5 protein-coding genes and 3 pseudogenes are annotated in these 6800 nt (G+C 68.9%); 5 read left to right on the top strand and 3 right to left on the bottom strand.

Annotation, left to right across the window (positions count from 1 at the left end; all coding sequences use genetic code 11):
• Window positions 1-233, top strand: a pseudogene (locus GJ632_RS17740) (4-hydroxybenzoate polyprenyltransferase); the annotation flags it as partial.
• An 11-nt stretch (window positions 234-244) separates the two neighbouring features.
• A complete protein-coding gene (locus tag GJ632_RS17735; RefSeq protein ID WP_089810509.1) occupies window positions 245-1090 on the top strand; it encodes a sugar phosphate isomerase/epimerase in 846 nt (281 codons plus the stop codon).
• A gap of 69 nt (window positions 1091-1159) precedes the next feature.
• Here GJ632_RS17735 and ligA read toward each other — a convergent pair.
• Window positions 1160-2993, bottom strand: a pseudogene (gene ligA, locus GJ632_RS17730) (ATP-dependent DNA ligase LigA).
• A gap of 149 nt (window positions 2994-3142) precedes the next feature.
• Here ligA and GJ632_RS17725 point away from each other — a divergent pair.
• Window positions 3143-4675, top strand: a complete 1533-nt coding sequence (locus GJ632_RS17725) for a hypothetical protein (protein ID WP_089810505.1) — start codon at window positions 3143-3145, stop codon at window positions 4673-4675.
• Window positions 4676-4755: 80 nt separating this feature from the next.
• On the opposite strand, the gene psmB is transcribed toward GJ632_RS17725, so the two are convergent.
• Together psmB and GJ632_RS17715 are read right to left on the bottom strand one after the other, a co-directional pair.
• Window positions 4756-5487: an archaeal proteasome endopeptidase complex subunit beta gene (psmB, locus tag GJ632_RS17720; RefSeq protein WP_089810503.1), complete on the bottom strand. Its 732-nt coding sequence runs from the start codon at window positions 5485-5487 to the stop codon at window positions 4756-4758.
• 158 nt (window positions 5488-5645) lie between these two features.
• Entirely contained in the window at window positions 5646-5831 is a 186-nt protein-coding gene (locus GJ632_RS17715; RefSeq protein ID WP_089810501.1) for a hypothetical protein, read from the bottom strand.
• A gap of 292 nt (window positions 5832-6123) precedes the next feature.
• Between GJ632_RS17715 and GJ632_RS17710 the strand changes: the two genes are divergently transcribed.
• Together GJ632_RS17710 and GJ632_RS25550 are read left to right on the top strand one after the other, a co-directional pair.
• The gene (locus tag GJ632_RS17710) at window positions 6124-6492 is read left to right on the top strand and encodes a DUF555 domain-containing protein (RefSeq protein ID WP_089810499.1); all 369 of its coding nucleotides are present in this window, start codon (window positions 6124-6126) and stop codon (window positions 6490-6492) included.
• 43 nt (window positions 6493-6535) lie between these two features.
• Window positions 6536-6800: pseudogene (locus GJ632_RS25550) on the top strand (helix-turn-helix domain-containing protein); the annotation flags it as partial.

The raw sequence follows: 6800 nt of genomic DNA, 5'->3' as shown, positions 1-6800 counted from the left end.
TCCTCGCCACCGTCGTCGCCGCGTGCTTCCTCGCGTGGGACTGGCGAGCGCTCGCCCCGGCCATGGCCGACCCGACGCCCGCGAACGTCGGTCCCGCCGTCGGCACCTGCGTCCTCGGCATCGTCCTCCTCGACGCCGCCGTCGCCGTCGTCGCGGGGCCGGCGTTCGCCGCGGCCGCCGCCGCGTTCCTCGTCCCCGCCACGGTGCTGTCCAGATACTTCGACGTGAGCTGACGACCCCAACGATGAAACTCGCATTCTCGACGAACGCCTACACGAACCACACGCTCCCCGAGGCCGTCCGGCGCATCGCCGGCCACGGCTACGCGGGAGTCGAGATACTCGGCGACGCGCCCCACGCGTACTTCCCGGAGTTCGACGCGGACGACGAGGCGGCCCTCGCCGACGCCCTCGACGACACCGGCGTCGCCGTCTCGAACGTCAACGCGAACACGGCGACGGGCTACTACGACGACGCGCCGCCGTCGTCGTTCTTCGAACCGAGCGTCGTCAACCCGGACGCCGACCTGCGCGCGTGGCGCGTCGACTACACGAAGCGCGCCGTCGACCTGGCCGACGCCACGGGCGCGCCGGCCGTCTGCCTCGCAAGCGGTCGCCCCCTCCCGGGGACGATGCCGGAGACGGCGTACGACCACCTGCTGGACTCCCTGCACGACATCCTCGACTACGCCGAACCGCGCGGGGTGGACGTCGGAATCGAGTTCGAACCCGAACTCCTCGTCGAGAGTACCGACGAGGTGCTGACGCTCATCGACGACGTGGGCCGCGACGGACTCGGCGTCAACCTCGACGTGGGACACGCCGCCGTCTACGGCGAAGACCCCCGCGAGAGCATCGAGAAGGCCGCCGGTCACATCACCGGCGTCCACCTCGAAGACATCGCCGGCGGCGTCCGCGGGAAGCACTACCACCTCGTCCCCGGCGACGGCGACCTCGACTTCGCGGCCGTGTTCGACGCCCTCGACGGCGTCGGCTACGACGGGTTCGTCACGCTCGAACTGTACACCTACCCGGACCGGCCGGACGAGGCGGCCGAACGCGCGTTCGAGGCGCTGTCGCGGTACGTCTGATCCCGAGGGCGACGGCTCCGGACTCGGACTCGGACGTGGACGGGGACGCCGACCGGCGACGCTCCGCCGCTACTGGGACTCGGCCAGTCGCTCGATGCGTTCGAGCGAGTCGGCGTCGGCGGGCGTCTTGTCCTCGCGGACGGCGACGAACCGGGGGAAGCGGAGCGCGTACCCCGAGGAGTACGTCGGCGAGCGCTGAATCTCCTCGTAGCCCACCTCGAAGACGACGGCGGGGTTCAACTCGACCGTCTGTCCGTCCTCGCTGACGATTTCGGGCTCCAGCAGGGCCGACAGGTCCGCCAACTCCTCGTCGGTGATGCCGGTGGCGACGTTCCCGATGGTGGCGTAGTCGTCGCCGTCGCGGGCCGACAGCAGGAACGTACCGAGGTGGTTGGCGCGGCGACCCTCGCCCCACTCGGCGCCCGTCACCACGAGGTCCACCGTCTCCACGTCGGGCTTGCGCTTCAGCCAGTTCTTCCCGCGGTCCCCCGGCGAGTAGGTGGAGTCGGGGTTCTTCAGCATGACTCCCTCGTGGCCGGCGTCGAGCGACGCCTCCTCGAACGCGGCTATCTCTCCCTCGTCGTCGGAGACGAGGAGGCCGGAGACGGCCGATTCGGGGACCAACTCCGACAGGCGGGCGTGCCGTTCGGTCACGGGCGCGTCGAGCAAGTCCTCGCCGTCGGCGTGCAGGCAGTCGAACGCGTGGAGTTCGACGCGGACCTCCTCGCGCATCCGGTCGACGTCGTGTTTCCGGCGGAACCGGCGCAGCACCTCCTGAAACGGCAACGGCTCCCCGTCGTCGTCGACGGCGACCACCTCGCCGTCGAGGATGGCCGGCGCGTCGACGTGGTCCGCGACGAAACTCCACGACTTCGGGGAGGGCGTCGGTCACGTCGTCCATGTTGCGGGAGAACAGCGACACGTCGGCGGCGGCCCCCTCGTCCTCGTCACCGCCCGCGACGTGGACCTGCACGCGCGCGCCGTCGAACTTGCGTTCGACCGCCGCCTCGTCCCACGCCTCGAGAGCGTCCGTGACCGTCCCGGCCTGCGCCAGCATCGCCTGCACGGGTCGGCCGACTTCGAGGCGGACGGCTTCGAGGCCGTCGCGGCCCTCCTCGCGGGCGACTCGTGCGACCATGCCGTAGTCGTTCGACACCTGCAGGGCGCGTTCGACGGCGGCGAGTTCGTCGGCCGTCGCGTGCGTGGTTGCTCTGTCGCTCACCGACTCCTCCGCCGCGGTGTCTGTCCCGTCACCGCTCGCGCCGTCTTCCGCGTCGTCGTCGGCGTCTCCGCCGGTCGCGATGTCGTCTTCGTCGCCCTCGTCGCGGTTCGCCTCCGGGTCCGCGAGGAACGCCTCGGCGACGGCGTCGCGGACGGTACCCTCGCCGACGCCGATGCGCATCTCCCCGAGGACGAGGCGGGCGAGGTACTTCGCCTCCTCCGGGCTCGCGCGGTTGAACAGGCCGAACAGCGTGTTGAGTTTCCGGTCCTCGCTGCCGGCCCCCGAGGCGGCGGCGAGTTCGCGGAGCGTCTCGTCCACCTCGCGCACCGAGAGGCCGTCGCCGCCCCCGCCAGCGAACGCCGCCAGTCCCCGCTGGCCGCCGAAGTCGTAGCCCGCGGCGACGGCGCCGATTTCGCCCGCGTCGGCGAGTCGGTCCTCCACGTCTCCGGCCGTGACGTTCTGCCCGGCGGCGCGCGCGATGGCCTCCCGGAGCAGTCGGGGACCGACGTCGAGCGTCGTGGAGTCCCACGCGGGGAAGACGCGGCCCTGGACGAAGCGGACGACGACGGTCAGGTCGTCGCCGGCGTCGCAGAACAGGTCACGGACCAACGCGACGGTCGCGAGGTCCGCGGGTTCGGTCTCCATCTCCGACGCTCGGGCGGCGAACTCGGCGAACTGCATCGTCGGTCTCTGAACTCCCGGCGGAAAAAAGTCCGCCGAATCGGTCGCCGCCCGCGGTCCTCGAAGCCGTGCGGCCCCTCGTTCGGGAGGGCGTGCCACGGGACGACGGAGCCGCGGGATTCAAGCCGCACGGACGCACACGGGAGGGTATGAGCGACGAGCTTGCGGACCGGGTTCGAGACGTGCTCGCCGTCGACGCCGAGGAGTACGAGGCGCAGGCGGAGGCGGACGCCGAGGTGGTCAAATCCGAGTTGGCGGCCGGCACGTTCGACAACCACCAGTCAATCGTCGGGCTGGAGTACGAGTTCTACGCCGTCGCGGACGGCCGGTGGTCCTCGGCCGACGACGACATGGCGAACGGACTGATGCGCGTCCCCCGTCGCCTCCTCGAACTCATCGGGTTCGAGAAGGAACTCGGCCTCCACAACGCCGAGATGACGACGAGTCCGCAGCCGTTGAACCCGCACGGCCTCAGGGCGCAGGAATCGGAGGTGCTCGCCCGTCTCACCGCCGCCCTCCAGTGTACCTCCTCGGAGGGGATGCGCCTCGTCAGCGACGGCCTCTGGACCGTCCCGCCGACGGGCGAGACGGCCCGGGGGTACCTCACCGACAGCATCGAGGACGACGGCATCCGCATCGCGACGAACATGAGCGACTCCGTCCGCTACCACGCGATGGCCAACGGGCAGTACGCGGCCGACGACATGGGCCTCGACGCCCCGCACGTCGAACTCGACGCCGATACGGTGATGCCCGAGTCGCTCATCACCTCCATCCAGCCGCACTATCAGGTCGCTCACGCCGCCGACCTGCCCGTCTACTTCAACTACGCGCTCCGCGTCGCCGGGCCACTCCTCGCCCTCGGCGTCAACTCGCCGTTCTTCCCGCCGGACCTCTACGACGACGCCGACCCGCGCGACATCCTCGCCGACGGCTACATGGGGAACCGCATCACCGTCTTCGAGTCCGTGTTGAACGGCAAAGACGCACAGAAGGTCCGCTTCCCCGAGGACCTCTCGGACGTGGCGGAGGCGGTGGACAGAGTCGCCACCGACCCGAGCGTCGTTCCGATGCCCGTCCCGCGCGGCGACCGGTTCGACGACTCGTTCGCCACGCTCCGGCGCAAGCACGGGACGTTCTGGCGGTGGGTTCGCCCGGTGTTCGACGGCGCGACGCGGTCCTCGGCGAACGCCCGCATCGAGTTCCGCCCCATCGCCGCACAGCCGACCGTCCGCGACTCCATCGCCTTTCAGGCGGCGTTCGCCGGCCTGATGGAGAGCCTCCCGAAGCGCCAGCACCCGGTCGTCGACCAGGACTGGGAGACGGCGAAGGAGAACTTCTACACGGCCATGCGCGACGGCTTCGACGGCGAGCAGCGGTGGATAGCCAACGACGGCCACGAGACGACGGACCCCGCCGAGGTGTACGACGACATTCTCGCGCACGCCGTCGACGGGCTGAAGTCGGCGGGGTGTTCGCAGGCGGAGGCCGACCGGTACGTCGAACCGCTCCGCGTCCGCGCGGCGTCGGGACGGACGCCCGCCGGGTGGAAGGTCGAACGCGTCGAGAGCCACCTCGACGACGGTGAGGACTTCGCCGAGGCCGTCTTCGCCATGCAACGCGAGTACATCGGGAACCAGACCGAGACGCTGCTGGAAGGTACGTTCGCGGACTGGCTGTAACTGCCGTCGCCGCCGCTTTCGGCGCGGATGCGCCGCTGGACGGCGAAGAGAACGGAGAGGAGAGGCCGCGACGCTCCGACCTACAGCAGGTCTTCGATCTCTTTGTGCTGGGTTATCTCGACGCCGTCTTCGGTCACGACGCAGATGTTGATGCCGTTACCCGAGGCCAGGTCGCGTTCGAGTGCACTCTCGACGGCGTGTGCGGCGATGCGCTTGGCTTCCTCGATGGACAGGTCGTCGCTGTACTCCTGTTCGAGGACGCCGAGGGCGTACTGGCTCCCGGAGCCCGTGACGGTGTACTCCTCTTCGAGGATGGAGCCCGCGGGGTCGATGCTGTAGATGTGCGGTCCTTCCTCGTCGACGCCGCCGAGGATGGGCTGGACGACGTAGAACGCGCCCGAGCGGAGGAAGTTACCGAGGAGCGTCGAGAGCGCCTGCATGCTCATGTCCTCGCCGCGACGGGACTCGTACAGTCGGACCTCCGCGCGAATCGAGCGGATGAGCGACTGCGCCGCCGAGACGGACCCGGCGATGGTGAGCGCGCCCGTCGGGTGAATCTCCTCGACCTTCTGGACGTCCTTCGAGGAGACCATGTAGCCGAGACTGGCGCGCATGTCGGTCGCCAGCACGACGCCGTCTTCGGTCTTCAGACCGACCGTCGTCGTCCCCGTCTTCGTCTCCTGTGCCGTCGACTCGCCCGCGCGCTGTTCGGCGTTGGGGAACTCGCCGAGTTCCGGGGCGAACACACCGGAGTGGTCGCCGTTCAGGGGGTCGAGACCGCCCGAGATGTCGTCGCTCGTGGGAGTACGCATTACCCCTTTTTGAGCCCCGGCGCTGATAAATGCCACCCTTCCCCCCTGCTGTTGCCCGTTCCGCGTATAGCGGCCCCGTAGCGCCTCGGTACCGCCGAAGTGACTGTCGACGACGCGGTCGCTCGGGGGGCGTGAAAAAAACGGACCGCGAGGAGGCGTCAGTTCGTCCGTGCGTTCCCACCCGCGCGTTCGTACGCTGCACCCGTGGCTTCGACCGCCCGGTCGACCGGCAGGTGGAGGCCTGCCCGACGTGCGAGAAGGGCGACCGGCATGAGCAGGATGCCGAGTGCCAGGGTGAACTGGTAGAGGGCGAACGTGACTGACCGGTGCATCGCGTTGAGCATCGCGTTAGCTGAGCGGGCGAGCCGGGTGTATATATACGTTACGACCGCTCCGATTCGAATACCCCGACGCTGTCTGCCGATTAAACTGGAGTTGTTTCGGTGACAACTCGACTGGTCTCGGCGCCGCTCACGGCGTAGGAATCCGGTCCCAGTTCCCCCTCGTCTGTATAACTTATGGCGTAGATTTCCGTTCCGTACGCGGAAGAATATCATCATCTTTGATGAATAACTGTGGTTGTCACGGGGCCGGACGAACCACAAGACACGAAACCCCGTGGCGCTACTGGACGGTATGAGCAACTATCTCGTCGCGATGGAGGCCGCGTGGCTAGTCCGCGACGTCGAGGACATCGACGACGCCATCGGTGTCGCGGTCAGCGAGGCGGGCAAGCGACTGAACGAGAAGGACAAGGAGTACGTCGAGGTGGAAGTCGGCGTCACCGGCTGTCCCGCCTGCGGCGAACCGTTCGACTCTGCGTTCATCGCCGCGGACACGGCGCTCGTCGGGCTTCTGCTCGAAATCGACGTGTTCAACGCCGACGGCGAGAAGCACGCCTCCCGCATCGCCAAGAGCGAAGTCGGCGGCGCGCTTCGCGACGTTCCGCTGTCGGTCATCGACGTCGTCGAGACGGAAGCCGACGAGGAAGACGCCGCGGCCTGACCGTCCGGAACCTTTTTCATATAACCTGCGGTTATCGAGGAGTATGGAACTCCCGACCCCGCACGACCTCCGGGAACGGCGGAAAGAACTCGACCTCACGCAGAGCACGCTCGCCGAGATGGCGGGCGCTCCCAGCCACTCATCGCGCGAATCGAAGGCGGCGACGTGGACCCGCGCCTCTCCACCCTCCGGCGCATCGTCAACGCACTCGACGAGGCGGAGGGGAGCGTCGTCCGCGCGGACGACCTGATGAACACGAACGTGCGTCAGCGTCGTCGCCCGACGACTCCGTGCGCGGACGCCCGCGA

Origin of the sequence: Halogeometricum sp. CBA1124 (assembly GCF_009741955.1) — an archaeon.
GTDB lineage: Archaea > Halobacteriota > Halobacteria > Halobacteriales > Haloferacaceae > Halogeometricum > Halogeometricum rufum.
This window is presented reverse-complemented; position numbering and strand designations above follow the sequence as displayed.